Source organism: Flammeovirga aprica JL-4 (assembly GCF_012844305.1).
Taxonomy (GTDB): Bacteria; Bacteroidota; Bacteroidia; order Cytophagales; family Flammeovirgaceae; genus Flammeovirga; species Flammeovirga aprica.
Map to the genome: position 1 here is coordinate 1 of NZ_JABANE010000134.1, position 19,180 is coordinate 19,180.

Annotated in this window: 4 protein-coding genes; 3 read left to right on the forward strand and 1 reads right to left on the reverse strand. The window is 40.3% G+C overall.

Annotation, left to right across the window (positions count from 1 at the left end; genetic code table 11):
- Positions 1-697 precede the first annotated feature (697 nt).
- From HHU12_RS29340 to HHU12_RS29350, 3 genes are all read left to right on the forward strand, one after another.
- Positions 698-8,527: a type I polyketide synthase gene (locus HHU12_RS29340; protein WP_169660298.1), complete on the forward strand. Its 7,830-nt coding sequence runs from the start codon at positions 698-700 to the stop codon at positions 8,525-8,527.
- A 418-nt stretch (positions 8,528-8,945) separates the two neighbouring features.
- On the forward strand, positions 8,946-15,881 hold the full coding sequence (locus HHU12_RS29345; RefSeq protein WP_169660299.1) for a beta-ketoacyl synthase N-terminal-like domain-containing protein: 6,936 nt from the start codon (positions 8,946-8,948) through the stop codon (positions 15,879-15,881).
- 274 nt (positions 15,882-16,155) lie between these two features.
- Positions 16,156-17,787 carry a PfaD family polyunsaturated fatty acid/polyketide biosynthesis protein gene (locus HHU12_RS29350; protein WP_169660300.1) on the forward strand — a complete coding sequence of 544 codons (1,632 nt, stop codon included), beginning with the start codon at positions 16,156-16,158 and terminating at the stop codon, positions 17,785-17,787.
- Between the two features lie 77 nt (positions 17,788-17,864).
- Here HHU12_RS29350 and HHU12_RS29355 read toward each other — a convergent pair.
- Positions 17,865-19,180: hypothetical protein (locus HHU12_RS29355; protein WP_205960025.1), on the reverse strand; the 1,316-nt coding region annotated here is incomplete at its 5' end.

Sequence of the window (19,180 nt, forward strand, 5' to 3'; positions counted from 1 at the left end):
TTGGTAAACAGTTGTTTCTTCAATTTTCAAAAGCTCATTTTTAGTTATACTTTAAAATGTCTCAATACTTATCTATAAAAAAGTAGCTTATTTTTTTCTGATTTTGAAACTGAGATATAAGAATAAGTAAGATTATCGAAAATAATTAATAAAAGAAGAGGCTTATAAAATAGGTCTCTTTTTTTGCTTCTATCAATGAATCTTTAAAAAGTGTGATTGTGGTATGAGTAGTGTTACAAGAATTAATAAACACCTGTTTAAGCGTGTCGTTTTTTACTGAAAAATGCTGGCTTGATAAAAGCTTTCATCACTATTAAATTTCAAATTATAGCCCTAAAAACACCTAAAAACGGAGGTTAAATAAAAAATAACATTTTTTTAGATTTTAATAATTTCTCGTGTTTTTCGGTATGAATGAATAATCACTTTCGTAATGCTGTCTTTCTTTGAGTTGTTTTGTACTTTTTTGATAGATGAATGAATAGGTAGTCATTATTAAATAAAAGCAAACGTATATTTTTTTTTAGAAAAGTTGTCACAATTTCGGGATCCGAATTGTTATACGGGCTGAAAAATGAGCAAAAGCGAGCTTGAACAAACTTTCATCATTCAAGTAACAACTTCATTTTTTAGGTGAACAAAGAATTAAACTAAGGTAGTACTGTGTGTAAATTGTACTATTCAAAGAATAAAAGATATGACAGACACAAACCAACTGCTTAAAGAGACGCCGATTGCCATTGTTGGTATGGCCTCTGTATTTGCAGACTCTGAGAATCTAGAGAAGTACTGGGAAAATATCATCCAAGGAGTGGATTGTATCAAGGAAGTTCCTGACGACCGCTGGAAAATTGATGATTACTATGACCCTAATCCATTAGCAGAAGATAAGACTTACTGTAAAGTAGGTGGCTTCGTTCCAAAAATCGATTTCAACCCAATGGAGTTTGGTTTACCGCCAAACATCTTAGAAGTAACGGATGCTTCACAGCTATTGGGTCTTGCAGTAGCAAAAGATGCATTGATCGATTCAGGATATGCTCCAGGTTCAGATGCGTTAAAAGCAGACTTAAGAGAAAGAACAGGTGTTATTCTTGGCGTTGGCGGTGGTCAAAAGCTAATCATTCCTTTGACAGCTCGTTTGCAGTATCCAGTTTGGAGAAGAGCATTAGAGTCAATGGGAATGCCAGAAGAGCAAATAGCAGTGGCAATCGAGAAGATGAAAGCAGCGTTTGTGCCTTGGACAGAAAACTCATTCCCAGGTTTATTGGGTAACGTAATTTCTGGTCGTATCGCTAACCGTTTTGATTTTGGTGGTATCAACTCAGTAGTGGATGCAGCTTGTGCAGCTTCATTATCAGCTATCAAAATGGCTGTTGCTGAATTGGTAGAAAAAAGAGCAGATATGATGATTACAGGTGGTGTAGATACAGACAACTCACCATTCATGTACATGTCATTCTCAAAAACTCCAGCATTCTCTCGTAACGGTAGCATCCGTCCATTTGACCAAGATGGTGACGGTATGTTGATCGGTGAAGGTGTGGGTATGATGGTCATGAAGCGTTTAGAAGATGCTGAGCGTGATGGAGATAAAATCTATGCTGTAGTAAATGGTATTGGTGGTTCTTCAGATGGTCGTTATAAGTCAGTTTATGCACCTCGTCCTTCAGGTCAAGCTTTAGCAATGAGAAGAGCATACGAGGAAGCAGGTTATGATCCATCAACAGTTGGTTTGATTGAAGCACACGGTACGGGTACTAACGCAGGTGATGCATCAGAAGGTGTATCAATGGGTATGGTATTCGGTGACGATGGTGTGAAAACAAATCACATTGCATTAGGTTCTGTAAAGTCTCAAATTGGTCATACAAAAGCAGCAGCAGGTGCAGCGGGTATGATTAAAGCAGCTTTAGCCTTACACCACAAAATCCTTCCAGGTACAATCAATATCACGAAGCCGAATCCGAAATTAGAGATTGAGAAGAAAGCATTCTATGTAAACTCTGAAACTAGACCTTGGTTCCAAAAAGATGCTCAAACTCCATTGAGAGCAGGTGTATCAGCTTTCGGTTTTGGTGGTGTCAACCTTCACTTCTCTATGGAGGAGTACAAAGGGCAAACAATCGAGAAAAATAGAGTTCACAATATCCACAGACAATGGTTACTTTCTGAAGTATCATCATCTGCGCTAGTGGCGTTGGCTCAAAAACATATTGACGGTTTATCAGGTGCAGATGCAAAAGCTTACTACAAAGAAGTATCCGCTACAGCATTCGCAGAGAACGTTCCTGTAAATCAACCAAGAGTTGGTTTCGTTGCTTCATCAATTGAAGAGGCTACGAAAAAACTTCAAGCTTTTGTTGTCGCATTATCGAAAGATGCGAACGCAGCAGAGTGGAAAAACCCAATCTTAAATGTTTGGTATAGAAGTGCCGCTTATAACGGTAAGGACAATGTTGCTGCTTTATTTGCAGGACAAGGTTCTCAATACACAAACATGGGTAACGAAATCGCTTGGTCATTCCCTCAAGTTCGTGAAGTATTCGCGAAAGTGAACGGTGAATTTGAAGCAAGCAACAAAAAACCTTTAACGGAGACTGTATATCCGATTCCTGTATTCAGCGATGAGGAGCGTAAACAACAACAAGCGGTACTTACGCAAACTGAAAATGCGCAACCAGCAATTGGTGCATTATCGGTAAGTATGTATCACATTTTACAAAACGCAGGCTTCAAAGCAAGTTACTTTGCAGGTCACTCTTACGGTGAGCTTTCAGCTTTATATGCTTCAGGTGCAATCGACTTAGCAACGTTCATCAAACTTTCGAAAGAAAGAGGACAAGCAATGTCAGCACAAGCGGGTGTAGATGCAGGTACTATGATGGCTGTTAAAGCAGATGTTGTAGCTGTTCAACCTTACATCGGTAAATACCAAAATGTACAGGTAGCCAACATCAACTCAGGTACGCAAACGATCTTAGGTGGTGCGAAGAACGAATTGGAGGCACTTAAAACGGAATTAAAAGCAGCAGGCTTATTAGCGACTATCCTACCAGTTTCTGCAGCATTCCATACACCTTATGTTGGTCATGCTTCTAAACCTTTCGCAGCAGTATTAGACAATACAAACATTGCTGCTCCTCAAGGTAAATTGTATTCGAACACATTAGGTACTGCTTACCCAGCACAACCTCAGTTCATCAAAGAAACTTTAAAGAGACACATTTTAAGTCCAGTTAAATTCAAAGAACAAATCGAGAAAATGTACCAAGAAGGTGCAAGAGTGTTCGTTGAATTTGGACCGAAAAATATTCTATCCAACTTAACTTCTGAAATCTTAGCAGGTCAAGATCACCAAGTGATTGCATTGAACCCTAATCCTAAGAAAAACTCAGACGTTCAGTTGAGAGAAGCAGCTATCCAATTAGCTGTAATGGGTATCCAAATCCAAAATTTTGATCCGTACGCAAGACCAGTTCAAGCAGGTGGTGCGAAGTCGAAAATGAATGTACAGATTTCAGGTACAAACTATTTGACAGACGGTTTCAAGAAGAGATACCAAGACACATTAGCGAAGGGAGGAAAAGTGCTTTCGCAAAAAGCACCGTTAGTAGAAGAAATCGAAACGGTGATTGCTGAGACAACAGACATGTCTCAAATTATTGAAGAAAAAATTCGTCAGAAACAAAATTCAGCTTCCATGGCAGAGAAGGCAGTATTGGATCAAATCCAAGCAGATATCCAGCGTCTAACTGAACAACAAACACGCATCGAACAAATGTTGTCGTCGTTGTTCAACATGCAAACAAATAACCAATTAGCTTCAAATGCAGCTCCTGCTCCTCAGCAGTTACAAGCTCCAGCTGAAGTGCCAACTCCAGCCCCAGTTGCTGAAACTCCTGCACCTACTCCAGTAGCGGCACCAGTTGTTGAAACACCAGCTCCAGCAGCTGCACCAACTTCAGGTAGTGTATCAAATGCAGAAATCGAAGCATCTTTATTAGCAGTAATCGCTGAAAAGACAGGTTACCCTTCTGAGATGTTAGAAATGAGCATGGATATGGAAGCTGACTTAGGAATTGACTCTATCAAGCGTGTTGAAATCTTCGGTGCGATGACAGAGGCTAATCCATCAGTTCAAGGAGTAGATCCACAAGAATTAGCGGAGTTAAGAACATTAGCTCAAATTGCTGAATATATTTCAGGTAAAGCAGGTGCAACATCAGCTCCTGCTCCAGCGGCAGCGGCGGCTCCAGTAGCAGCAGCGCCAGTAGTAGAAACACCAGCTCCAGCAGCAGCTCCAACTCCAACTTCAGGTGGCGTAACAAATGCAGAAATCGAAGCATCACTTTTAGAAGTAATTGCTGAGAAAACTGGTTACCCTTCTGAGATGTTAGAAATGGGTATGGATATGGAAGCTGATTTAGGAATTGACTCTATCAAGCGTGTTGAGATCTTCGGTGCGATGACAGAGGCTAATCCATCAGTTCAAGGAGTAGATCCACAAGAATTAGCAGAGTTAAGAACATTAGCTCAAATTGCTGAATATATTTCAGGAAAAGCAGGTGCAACATCGGCTCCAGCAGCAGCTCCTGCACCAGTTGCGGCTCCAGTAGCAGCAGCACCAGTTGTAGAAACACCAGCTCCAGCAGCGGCATCAACTTCAGGTGGCGTAACTAACGCAGAAATCGAAGCATCACTTTTAGAAGTAATTGCAGAGAAGACAGGTTACCCTTCTGAGATGTTAGAAATGGGTATGGATATGGAAGCTGATTTAGGAATTGACTCTATCAAGCGTGTTGAGATCTTCGGTGCGATGACAGAGGCTAACCCATCAGTTCAAGGAGTAGATCCACAAGAATTAGCGGAGTTAAGAACATTAGCTCAAATTGCTGAATATATTTCAGGAAAAGCAGGTGCAACATCAGCACCGGCAGCAGCTCCTGCACCAGTTGCGGCTCCAGTAGCAGCAGCACCAGTTGTAGAAACACCAGCTCCAGCAGCGGCACCAACTTCAGGTGGTGTAACTAACGCAGAAATCGAAGCATCACTTTTAGAAGTAATTGCAGAGAAGACAGGTTACCCAGCAGAGATGTTAGAAATGGGTATGGATATGGAAGCTGATTTAGGTATCGACTCAATCAAACGTGTTGAGATCTTCGGTGCGATGACAGAGGCTAATCCATCAGTTCAAGGAGTAGATCCACAAGAATTAGCAGAGTTAAGAACATTAGCTCAAATTGCTGAATATATTTCAGGAAAAGCAGGTGCAACATCGGCACCGGCAGCAGTGGCGGCTCCAGTAGCAGCAGCACCAGTTGTAGAAACACCAGCTCCAGCAGCGGCACCAACTTCAGGTGGTGTAACTAACGCAGAAATCGAAGCATCACTTTTAGAAGTAATTGCAGAGAAGACAGGTTACCCAGCAGAGATGTTAGAAATGGGAATGGACATGGAAGCTGATTTAGGAATTGATTCTATCAAGCGTGTTGAGATCTTCGGTGCGATGACAGAAGCGAATCCATCAGTTCAAGGTGTAGATCCTCAAGAATTAGCGGAGTTAAGAACATTAGCTCAAATCGCTGAATACATTTCAGGAAAAGCAGGTGCTGTAGACACGTTGCCTGCAACGTCTGCACCAGCAGCTGAAGGATCGACACATAGGTCGACCCCTACTGCAGCAGCACCAGCACAAGGTGGCGTAACCAATGCAGAAATCGAAGCATCACTTTTAGAAGTAATCGCTGAGAAGACAGGTTACCCAGCAGAGATGTTAGAAATGGGTATGGACATGGAAGCTGATTTAGGTATCGACTCTATCAAGCGTGTAGAGATCTTCGGTGCGATGACAGAAGCAAATCCATCAGTTCAAGGTGTAGATCCTCAAGAATTAGCCGAATTGAGAACGTTAGCTCAGATTGCTGAGTACATCTCATCGAAGGCGGGAGCGTCCACCCCCAGTGTAGAGGCGAATACTAATTCGTCAATCGCGGAAAAAAAAAAGTCTACTAACGAAGTAGCAGAGACAACAGTTGCAGAAGATCATACTTCATTCCTTTCAGGAAACTATGATCGCGTAGCACGCTACGATGTACAGTTGAAATATATTCCCGAGCCAGATCAATTGGTGATCGAGAAAAATGCAGACGCATGGACAGTCATTACAAATGATGGCTCGGGATTAACTGTTTCTTTAGCACAAGAATTATTGGCTGAAGGAAGAAAAGTAGCTGTATTGACAATGCCAGCTTCATTGGTTCGTCAATCGGCAGTGACTTTACCAAACGAGGTAAAGGAGATTGCTCTAGCTGAAATTTCTGATGATGCGATCAAAGCAGCATTAGCTCAAATCGGTGGAGTTGATCAATTTATTAATGTACATCCTCACTTTAGATTCCCGTTAGGTCAATGGGGTATGCACTTCGACAAAGAAAAAGAATTGTTGAAAGCGGCTTACTTATTGGCGAAGCACTTAAAACCTACTTTAAATGAATATGCCTCTAAATCAACTAGAGCTTCATTCATGACGGTAACACGTTTAGAAGGTGCTTTCGGAACGAAGAATCCTGGTAATGTTTCAGTAATCGGAGGTGGATACTTCGGATTAACGAAATCATTAAACTTAGAATGGACAAACGTATTCTGTAGAGGTGTAGACCTTTCTCCTCAATTGAAGGCGGAAGTTGCAGCGAAGAAAATCGTAGCGGAATTAAATGACGCTGACGTTTCTACTACTGAAACTTCTTACAACGATGAAGGAAAACGTTTTACTCTTGCAGCAGTTGAGCAAGCACATACAGCAGGTACAATGCGTACTTCAAGTATCACTTCTCAAAACGTATTCTTAGTAACAGGTGGTGCCAAAGGTGTAACGGCGGATTGTGTTAGAGCAATGGCGAAAACGTACAAGTCTAAGTTTATCTTAGTAGGTCGTTCGGCATTGACAACAGAAGAGCCAACATGGGCACAAGGTGTAGCAGAAGAGCCAATCTTGAAAAGAAATGCCATGATGTTCTTGAAGGAAAGCGGTGAGAAACCACTTCCTAAGACAGTGAACAGAATGGTAGGTGCGGTACTTTCTCAAAGAGAAATCCAAGAGAACTTAGCGTATATTCAAAGTGTTGGAGCGGAAGCACACTACACTGCGGCAGATGTTACGGATGCTGAAAAATTAAAAGCAGCTGTAGCGCCAATCGTTGCGAAAACAGGTGCAATTACAGGAATCATCCACGGTGCAGGTCGTTTAGCAGACAAACTGATAGAAAACAAAACAGCAACAGACTTCGATAACGTTTATGATGTGAAGATCTCTGGTTTATTAGCAGCGGTAGCCGCTGGTAGTATCCACGACATCCAACACGTTGTATTGTTCTCTTCTGTAGCCGGATTCTACGGTAACGTTGGTCAAACAGACTATGCAATTGCCAACGAGGTATTGAACAGAGTAGCACACTTATTCAAGAAAAACCATCCAGACGTACATATTGCTTCTATTAACTGGGGTGCATGGGACGCAGGTATGGTAAGCGGAGAATTAAAGAAATTATTCGAAGCACACGGTGTTTCTCTAGTTCCTTCTGATGAAGGTCCTGTAGCAATGGTGGATCAATTAAGTGATGCTTTTAAAGCACAACCTCAAGTGATTTTAGGTGGTACTTTACCACTTGCGAAAGCAGATATTACAGGTGACTTGAAAAGCTTTACGATCAAGAGAAATATGACCGAAGAGAAAAATCCTTTCCTTCAACATCATATGATCCAAGGTAATGCAGTATTGCCCATCGTAAACGCTTCTACTTGGATGGTTCAAACAGCGACGGATTTATATCCTGGCTTCAACATCCAAAGAGTAGACAACGCAAAGCTTTTCAAAGGAATCGTATTTGATGGTACTCAGGCGGAAGACTACACAATTAAGGTTACAGAAACGTCAAAATCAGAAAAGACTGTAACGTTGACAGTAAACGTTTCTAGCGATAATGGAGGTAAACTTCCGCTGAACCATTACCAAACGCAAATCACTTTAACTTCTGAACCAGTTGAAGCACCCGTATTAGCATTGCCAAACAGTGCAAATACACCAGCGGTTGCCGATGCTTCTTCAGTATATACAGACGGAACGCTTTTCCACGGTGCTGATTTCAACGGAATCAAAACGATCCTTGAAATGGACGAGAAAAACATGATTTTCTTATGTGAGCACGAAGGTGTGACCGAAGAACGTCAAGGTCAAGTGCCAGTGAAAAAAGTGAATCCTTACCTAATGGATATCATGTACCAAGGAGCAGTCGTTTGGGTACGTCGCTTCCACGGAGCAGCAAGTTTACCATTAAGTACTGATTACGTTGAGATCTTCGATGCTTTACCATTCGGTAAGCCATTCTATGTGAAGATCGAGGTGAAAAAAGCAGATGACTTCTCAATGGTTTCAGATATTACAGCATACGATGCTGAAACTGGAAAAGTTTATATGAAAAGTTACGGAGCGGCAATGACTATCAGCCGTGAATTAACTTGGTCGTAAGGCCCACACACACAATCAAAATCTGGTTCAAGTTTAATCGCTTGGGCCAGTAATTATAATGATTCAGGTCTTTCGTTAGACCTGAGTCATCTAAGTGATAAAGTGTAAAAGCTGAATCATTTGTCTAGGTGAAAATCTTAGACGCCAAAATTGAATGTAGGGGTAGACCTATATGTGTCTACCCAGATCTTTATATCGCAAGTGTTAAGCCGATAGGCGTCACTTTTGATGACACATTGGCGAAGTCTCCTGACTTCGAAATGAATAAAAATGTGGTGATTATGTTCGAAGTCGGGAGACTTCGCCAATTATCAGTTCCAAGTGACGCTAACGCTTAACACTTGAAACATTGACGGGGATAACCTATCAATTAAACTTCTTACCTCATAAAAAGGGAAAGGAGAAAATAAGATATAGAATGAGTAAAAAAGACAAAATTGCGGTCATTGGTATGGGAGGACTCTTTCCAGGGTCAGCCACTCTCGATACATTCTGGAACAACCTTCTAGAAAACAAAGACCTCGTGACTTTATCTGATGAAAAGACGTTTGGACAAGACCCCTTACGACTTTATCATACAGAAAAAGGAAAACTGGATAAATGTTATGCGATTCGTGGTGGTTATGTTCGTGACTTCGACTTTGATCCATCGGACTATAAAATCCAGAAAAACTTACTAGCAAAACAAGACGATCAATTCAAATGGTCGTTATATGTAGCACAACAAGCCTTAAAAGATAGTGGTTACTGGCAAAACACGCAGGATAAAAACTGTGGTGTTATTGTGGGTAACTTGTCTTTCCCAACCCGTCGATCACGTCAAATATTCTCTCCTATCTATGCAGATATGGCAGGGAAAGTATTCACTGAGTTAACAGGAGAGGAAGTAAAAGTTCCTTTCGCGAATACGAACTACGACGCAAACATTCACGAAACATTATTGACGAATTCACCTTCTGCCTTGATCGCTCAAGCGGTAGGATTGACTTCGACCAACTATTCATTAGACGCTGCTTGTGCCTCTAGTTTATATGCCATCAAATTAGCCATTGATGAATTACAATTGGGTAAAGCCGACATGATGTTGGCAGGTGCCGTAAGTGGTGCAGATCCATTGTTTATTCACATGGGCTTCTCTTACTTCCATGCGTATGCACGTATGAATGAAAAGTCAGCACCTTTGGATAATACTTCAGGCGGATTGACTTCATCAGAAGGGGCGGGTATGGTCGTTTTAAAACGATTAAGTGATGCACAGAAAGATGGTGACAAGATCTTAGCCGTTATTGATGGAGTTGGTTTATCGAATGATGGAAAAGGTAAATTCCTTTTAAGTCCAAACCCTAAAGGACAAAAACTTTCTTTTGAGAGAGCCTATAAAGGAACAAACTTGACACCTGCTGAAATTGATTACTTGGAATGTCACGCTACGGGTACGCCTCTAGGTGATACAACGGAGATTAATTCAATCAGCGATTTCTTTGCACAAGAAGAAGTAAGACCTCCATTCTTAGGGTCTGTAAAATCGAATATGGGACACTTACTTACAGCGGCCGGTATGACGGGTATGCTGAAAGTGATCCTTGCGATGCAAAAGAAATTTATCCCAGCAACGATCAAAATTGACGGAGCTGTACATTCCAACGATCAAAAGGTCGGCAGAGACCAAATGATGTTGGAAAATAAAGAGTGGCCACAAAAAGGAGAGTTACCTCACGCAGGTATCAACGCTTTCGGTTTTGGTGGTACCAACGCCCACATGATCTTATCGGCTTACGATGAGAAAGTGGAGGTAGAAAAAGAACAAATTACATCGCCTAAGCAACCGCTTTCAATTGTGGGTATGGATCTTCACTTCGGTGGATGTGCCAGCTTGGAAGACTTTTACTTATCCCTTTATCAAGGACAGCAATTCTTCAAAGACCTTCCGGCTAACCGTTGGAAAGGAATGGAAGAGTTGGAGACGTTGAAAAAAGGTCTTGGGTTGGAAGATATTAAACGCTTGAAAGGAGCGTGGTTGGAAGAATTTGATTTGGATATTCTTCGTTTCAAAATCCAACCGAAAGAAGCGGAACGTTTAACGTTACAGCAGACTTTAATGCTGACAGTGGCAGACCGTGCATTGCATGATGCAGGTTTAAAAGAACTGCAAGGCAAAGGAGCGAACATTGCGGTATTGACAGCAATGGAATCTGAATTGGAGATCCACCACCGTATGGGACGTTGGGACCTGATTTGGCAGGTTGAAAAAGCCTTGGAAATGGCTGGTTTGGATATGGACGTGAAGAAAAAGGATTCTCTTTCTGATGTCTTGAAAAACTCAGTATTCCAAGCGTTCGAAGACCACTCTCCATCAGAACACACTGGTTTTATCGGTAACATCATCTCAAGTAGAGTTTCAGCACTTTGGGATTTCACGGGACCTTCATTCACGATTTCATCGAACGAAAATGCGGTGTATAAAGCATTGGATGTAGCGAGAAATATGTTGGCTTTAGGTGAAGTGGATGCTGTTGTGGTGGGTGCGATCGACTTATCCGGAAGTATGGAAGGGGTATTAAGCCGTCATGTCTTGAACCCAGTCAATACAGGTGATATTTCATTTGGTTGGAATACAGAAACAAACGGATGGAACATCGGTGAAGGTGCAGGTGCTATAGTAATCAAGAGAGCGGAAGATGCGAAAAATGATCGTGTGTATGCTCAGATTGATGATGTGGCAATTGTGCAGTCAGATCTATCTTCATTGAATGGAGAAATCAACGCTCAAGCAGTCGCTAAAGGTGCGGAAGAATTATTACAAAGTAATGGTTTGGATGCTTCTGATATCGGATTATTGGAAGTTTCAGCATCAGGTATTGCTTCTGAAGATAAAGCGGAAATTGAAGGTTTGACTTCAGTGTACCAATCAAAAGAAGAGAATCTAACATGTGCCTTAGGTTCCGCAAAAGCAACTGTAGGTCATACGTTCTCAGCTTCGGGTATCGCTTCTATCATCCGTTCAGCTTTAGCTTTATACCATCGATTTATTCCTGCATCCCCTCAGTGGTCAGGTCCTAAATTCGAAGAGAAATTTAAAAACACACCTTTCTACGTTCCTCAGGTTTCATCACCTTGGGTCATCGAAGAAGGAAAAGATACATTAAGAGCGGCGATTTCAGGTTTAGCCACTGATGGATCTTCAGCACATGTTTTAATGTCTGAAGGGACACATCCACAGTTAGACGAACGCAGTCCTTATTTAGCCAAAGGAGGAGAACGTTTATTCCCTCTATCCATTGAAAGACCGGCGGGAATCAACGAGCAATTGTTGGGTATTCTAACAGATGTGGAGACGCTAGGTTTCAATGAAACATCAGACAAACTTTGCGAAGCATTTAATCCTAATGCACCTATTAAGCCTATTTTCGTTGCAAAAAGTGAAAAAGAATTAATGCGTGATGTGGCATTTTTCCAAGCCCACATGAAGGATGCTTACAAAGGAAAGAAAGCATTGCAAATGCCAACTGGTAGTTACTACAATCCTAACCCTATCAGTAAGGATGCCAAGGTAGCGATGATGTACCCTGGTTCTGGTGCGGCTTATCAAGGTTTTGGAGCTTCATTATTACAGATGTTCCCAAGCCTTTATGATCATATTAAAAATTCTGTCAACCACCCGAGTAGAGCATTCTTTACAGAATATTTATATCCTAGAACACTGAAAAAGCCAACAGCAGAGGAAATCAAATTGCAAGAAGAAAGTTTGGGTACAAATGCTCTTCCTGTAATGGCCATCGGTGTTGCTTTTGCAACAGCGTATACAGTGCTTTTACAAGATATTTTAAAAGTAAAAGCAGATTCGTTGGCAGGGTACAGCATGGGCGAAACTTCAAGCTTATGGTATGGTCAAGGACTTTGGGATGGTCATCAAGTGGATGAGAAATTCTTGGAAACGAACGTATTCTCTGAAATAGTTGGTGGAGCAATGACAATTCTTGGTGAAGAATGGAGCATGGATGCCGCAATAGCGAAAGAAAAGTGGAGAAGCCGTTTGATTACTTTAAACGCAGAGACACTTGGCTATGCAACATTAGAAGATTGGTTCAGAGTTGAAGTGGAAGGAAAGTACGAAAGAGTGTACTTGACATTCATCAATACGGACTCTGAAATCATCATCTCAGGTGACAATGACATCTTGGAAAAGATCATGCAGAAGCATGCTCTAACATCAGTGACACTGACGATCAACAATTGTGCACATCATCCATTTATTCGTAGAGTAACGGAAGAATTCATTGCGATGCACCACCTTCCATTACAGAAAAAATTGTCAAAAACAGTATACTCGGGTGTTACACAAAAACCTTTAGTTATTAATGAAGAAGTGATTGCAAATAATGGTAAAGAAGTTTGCTGTCAAGAAGTGAACCTTCCGAAGTTGATCAGAAGCATGCATGCAGACGGGCACGAATTGTTTATTGAGGTGGGAGCGAATGCTACACTTTCGAGATGGATCGGTGAGATCTTGAAAGACAAAGAACATGCTACGATTGCAACGGACCGTAAGGGTTCGGATTCATTGAAGAGCTTTATGGGAATGATAGCGCAATTGTTAGGTCAGGGCGTAGAGCTTGATCTACAAGCCATCATTACGAAGACTTCAACGAAGGGCATTCAAAGAAAGAAAATCTATAAGACTTTACATACAGGAGGTAACCGTTTTGAAGAGTTCGCATTTACAGCGGAAAACAAAGCAGCCTTCATCAATTCAACAAACAGAGTCAATACAGCGGAGCCTGTACTAGCAGGAGAGGAGTTTGACATGTTTGCTTTATCAGAAGAAAAAGAAGAACAAACAACCACCAAAGATATGGATAAGAATTCAACCTTAGATGTGATTGAAAATAAGGTGAAACAAAAGATTGCTGAGAATGGCTTGGCACTTTATGATTTTGATGCACCAGATTACAAAGCAAGTAAAAAAGATGCAATCTGGAATGAGCAAGATCTATTGACTTTTGCTACTGGAAAAATCTCAGATGTATTCGGACCTGAGTACTCAATTATCGACACTTACCCTTGTCGTGTAATGTTGCCAATGCCTCCTTACTTGTTGGTGAGCCGTGTAACAAAATTGAATGCGAAAACGAATGAGTACAAGCCATCGAGCTTGACAACTGAGTATGATATTCCTTACAACTCATGGTTCGCTACTGACGGACAAATTCCTTGGGCTGTAGCCGTAGAATCAGGTCAGTGTGACCTATTATTGATTTCATATTTGGGGATTGACTTCCAAAACAAAGGAGAGTACAAATACCGTCTATTAGACTGTACGTTGACTTTCTTGGATGACCTTCCTTTTGAAGGACAAACGTTACGTTATGACATCAGCATCGATAGCTATGTACGTAATGGTAACAACCTTTTATTCTTCTTCCGTTACGATTGCTACGTAGAGGACAGAATGGTATTGAAAATGCGTGGCGGTTGTGCTGGTTTCTTCAACGAAGCAGACTTAGCAGAAGGTCAAGGTGTCGTTTTCAAACCTTCAGAAATTGAAGAAAGAAACAACCGTAAGCAACAATTCTTCGAGCCACTTTTACACTGTGACAAAACAACATTTAACCAAGAGGAGCTTTTAGCATTGACTCAAGGTGATTTGGCAGGTGTATTTGGTTCAGATTACAATACTTTAGGTAGAAATAAATCATTGCGTCTTCCTCCAAAAGATATCTTAATGTTAGATAGAATTACTGAATTAGACCTTAAAGGTGGTTCTTCAGGAATTGGTTGGATTGAAGCAGAAAAAGACTTGAAAGCGGACGATTGGTACTTCCCATGTCACTTTAGAGATGACGAAGTATTAGCCGGTTCATTACAAGCAGAAGGCGGTGGACAGTTATTGCGTTTCTTAATGTTGTATATGGGTATGCAACGTTTGACAAAAGACGCTCGTTTCCAACCGGTATTAGACATCCCTCAAAAAGTAAGATGTCGTAAAGAGGTAAATGCAAAAGACGGTAAATTGATCTACCGTATGGACGTGAAGGAAGTAGGTCTTGTACCTGAACCTTACGTAGTAGCTGATTTAGAAATCATCTATGACGATTTATCTTCTGTATACTTCGAAAACTTAGGTCTTCGTTTACAAGAAAAAGACAACCCTCAATATAAAAAGGACTTGGCTAACACCAACCACGGTGTGTATGTGAAGCCAGTGAACAAGCCAGTGTTATTAGACGAAGGTGACATCACTCAATTCGCATTAGGTCCAGTTTATAAGTGTTTCGGTGATGAGTACAAAGTATTCGAAGGACGTTCGTTATCACGTCAGCCAAACACGGATCTTCAAGTGATCTCAAGAGTATTGTCAATCAGCAATGAAAGACACGACTTCAGCAACAACCCTACAATCATCTCTGAATATGATGTTCCTGTAGATGCATGGTACTTCAAGCAAAATGCTTCTCCAGTAATGCCTTACTCAGTATTGATGGAAGTTGCCTTACAGCCATGTGGTTTCTTAGGTGCTTACTTGGGATCTACTTTATCAGTGCCGGACAAAGACTTATTCTTCCGTAACCTTGACGGTGACGGTGAGATGTTAGTTGACGTTGACCTTCAAGGAAAGACGATCACAAACAAAGTAGTGATGACGTCGCATACCAACCTTGCAGGTACAGTATTACAACGTTATACTTTCGAACTTTCAGTAGACGGTACAGTATTCTACGTAGGTTCATCTTCATTCGGATTCTTTACAGTAGCCGATCTTTCTAGCCAAGCAGGTTTGGACTCAGGTGAGAAAGTTCCAGCATGGAAAGACGTAACAGACTATGACCAATCGAAAGCCATCACTTTCAACTTGGATTCATTATTCGGTAAAATGAAGTTGTACAAGTCTACTAACCCAGCTTCACCAAGATTACACTTGGCAGAAGACCAACTGAACTTGTTAGACAGTGCAACAATCATCAAAGAAGGTGGTAAGTACGGTAAAGGTTATATCCACGCCACTCGTGCCATCCATAACTATGATTGGTTCTTCACTTGCCACTTCTACCAAGATCCTGTAATGCCAGGTTCATTAGGTGTAGAAGCAATCCACCAAGCTGTACAAGTTTGGGCTTTACAACAAGGTTTAGGTGACGGTTTAGCGAACGTTGGTTTCAACCACCACGCTCCAAACAAAACCGTTTGGAAATACAGAGGTCAAATCCTTCAAGGTGACCCAACAATGAACTTGGATTGCCATATCAAAGAAGTAACAAAGGAAAACGGTAAAGTCGTAATCCTTGTAGATGCGAACCTTTGGAAAGGCGACTTAAGGATTTATGAATTAACTGACCTTTCTTTAGTAATTGGTTAATTCAATCCACATCATCAGCCCATGATTTAAATCATGGGTTGATGATCCTATATCGCAAGTGTTAAGCCGACAGGCGTCACTTGTGATGACACATTGGCGAAGTCTCCTGACTTCGAAATGCACATAAAGTAGGATTCGAAGTCGTGAGACTTCGCCAATAAACAGTTCCAAGTGACGCTAGCGCTTAACACTTGAAACATTAAAAAATTAGAATGTAAATGATTAAGAACCATAAGAATCTTCATTCTTAACTCTTAATTCTTAATTCATAAAAATGGATACATTGACAATTAAAAACAACGGCTTAAAGACAGCAGCCAAGTCCACATCAAAGTGGTTTGGTGCTTCAAGCTTTGCAAAATATACAACGGAGGAGATCAAGCAGCAGTTTGAGAAATTAGACAAACAGCTTTTTGTGATCAGAAACCAAGAAGGTACAGTAGGTGTAGCAGATGGAATGGGAACAGCCTCTTCATCGGATTTACAGTCTGCAGAACTTTTAGCGAATATTCCAGCTTATGCTCCAGAAGCATTGGGTGATCCTTCATTCAGAGCGGCGTATGGTTTGAAATATAACTATATGGGTGGTGCAATGGCCAACGGTATTTCTTCGGAAGACCTAGTGATTGCATTGGGTAAAGCAGGTATGTTATGTTCATTTGGAGCAGGTGGATTAATTCCTTCAAGAATTGAGCAGGCGATCGACAAAATCCAAGCGGCATTACCCAACGGACCGTATGCGTTCAACTTAATTCACTCACCCAACGAGGTGGCTTTAGAGCGTGAAGCTTGTGAGTTGTTCTTAAAGCGTGGTGTGAAAGTGATTGAAGCATCTGCATTTATGGACTTAACGCCATTTGTAGTGAAGTTCAGAGCGGCAGGGTTACGCAAAAATGCGGATGGATCGATCCAAATGGAAAACAAGATCATCGCTAAAGTATCTCGTTTAGAAGTAGCGGAGAAATTCATGCGTCCAGCACCAAAGTCGATCTTAGACAAGTTGGTAGCAGAAGGTCAGATTACGGCTGAGCAAGCAACATTGGCATTATCAGTGCCAATGGCAGACGACATCACTGTTGAAGCGGATTCGGGTGGACATACAGACAATAGACCGTTGGTATCTTTATTACCGTCAGTGCTATTGTTAAGAAACAGAATCCAAGACGAATTGAACTACCCTGAGCAAGTACGTGTAGGTGCTGCAGGTGGTATCTCAACGCCTCAATCAGTATTAGCGGCTTTTGCTATGGGTGCGGCGTTTGTAGTAACAGGTTCAATCAACCAAGCATGTTTAGAGTCAGGTGCATCAGATCACTCTCGTAAGGTGTTAGCACAAGCGGGAATGACAGACATCATGATGGCGCCAGCATCAGATATGTTTGAGTTGGGAGTGAAATTACAAGTGTTGAAGAAGGGAACATTGTTCGCTTTAAGAGCACAAAAATTATATGATACGTACATCGCTTATGACGGCATCGATGCGATTCCTGAAAAAGAGCGTGCTACGTTAGAAAAGACGGTCTTCCAAGATACTTTAGAGAACATCTGGAAGATGTGTATTGAGTTTTTCCAAGAGCGTGATCCAGAGCAAATCACAAGATCAGAAAACAATCCAAAGCGTAAGATGGCATTGATCTTCCGTTGGTACTTAGGACTTTCTTCATCATGGGCTAACCGTGGTGTGAAAGGCAGAGAGTTGGATTACCAAATCTGGTGTGGTCCTGCTATGGGTGCATTCAACGAGTGGGTAAAAGGTACTCCTCTTGAAAACTGGGAAAACCGTAAAGCAGTAGACGTTGCTCACGCATTGTTCAACGGCGCTGCCTACTTGTACAGATTGCAATACTTAGAAATGCATGGCGTACAAATCGACGGCAAATTCAAAGCAGCAAGTGTGAAATATTAGGCTTCACGCTTCGCTGTTCATTCATATCTTATTTATTCTGATTGACCCCGTGGCTTTTGGCTGTGGGGTCTTTTGTTTTAGTTATATTCTTTTTTTAGAGATTTAATATCATTAATATCATTTTGAATTCCTTTTTCTTTAAATTCGGATGCGATATCAATCTTAACAAATTTAGTATTGTCATTCCATGATATTTCTAAATCAAATTGAATAGAAATTTGGACTTTAATATCTTGAGAAATTTCTTTAATGTCCCCCTTATCAGATTGTGTACTATCTTTATTTATGTCTACAATTGATGTGTATAGATTATAATCGTTGTTAATTTTTTTAAGTTGATAAGTTTTTATTTTTTCAGTATCTAATTCATTAAATGAAAAATTGGGTAAACAGTTTGTTTTTGTTATAAAAATAGTGTTTCGGACGTGATAATTATACCCTTTAAAAAGAATAATATTATCTGAGTACTTACTGTTTTCCAATATTTCATTCACATGATATGAAGGGTCAAATACTAATAACATATAGTTTTTATCAACCTTTAATTTATTTAAGGCTTCATTTAAGTTGTCTTTATTAAATAAATATCTTGTTGAGGTGAAACTATCAAAAGTTTCAAAAATTTCTTTTTTAGAATTTTGAATGACAGTACTTCCAAAAGTAGAGTCAAAGTTCAACTGTGGAATATCATTATCAGTAAATGCTGATTTCGGATAAAGTGCATAAAAGCCATTAATTTTTGTTGATAATTTTTTTTCCACATTTTCTGTATTTATGAATATTGAAAATGTATTAAAGAAATCATTAAACATACGATCAGACATTTCTTCAAATTGTTTAACTTTTTCTTGAGATAGATTTGAGTTAATTTTTGTTTTAATAATTTTTTCATTGATTCTAGATTTTTCGTTTTGCAAGTAATTGAAAAAAAAATTTTTCTCATTTGAAAAAAAGACCTCCAAGTTAAGAGCTGTGATTAATTCTTTTTCACTTTCCAATTGTTTTAAAATATTAGTAAAGAATTTAAGGTTATTATCCCATTGTTCTAATTCAATAATATTCTCGGGTAAAATAGAAGACTCATTAAAGTTTAAGTTGTTTAAATAAAAATGTCTAATATAAAGCAAAACAATATATTTACAGATGTAATATTGAACTTGATTACTATTACCTAGGTTATCAATTCCAGGGAAAGGGTATTTTAAATCAAGTGGTGTAATATGAAAAAAGTCATTGCTAAAATTTGAAAACCATTGAAAAATTTCACTAACACTGTGAGGAAGCATTAAATAATTTGGAGGTAATGATTGAGAATAATTAAATAGGTATATAAACTTACGTCGCCCAATCACAAAGCTGTTTTTGGGTGACATGAATTGAAGAAACCATCCGT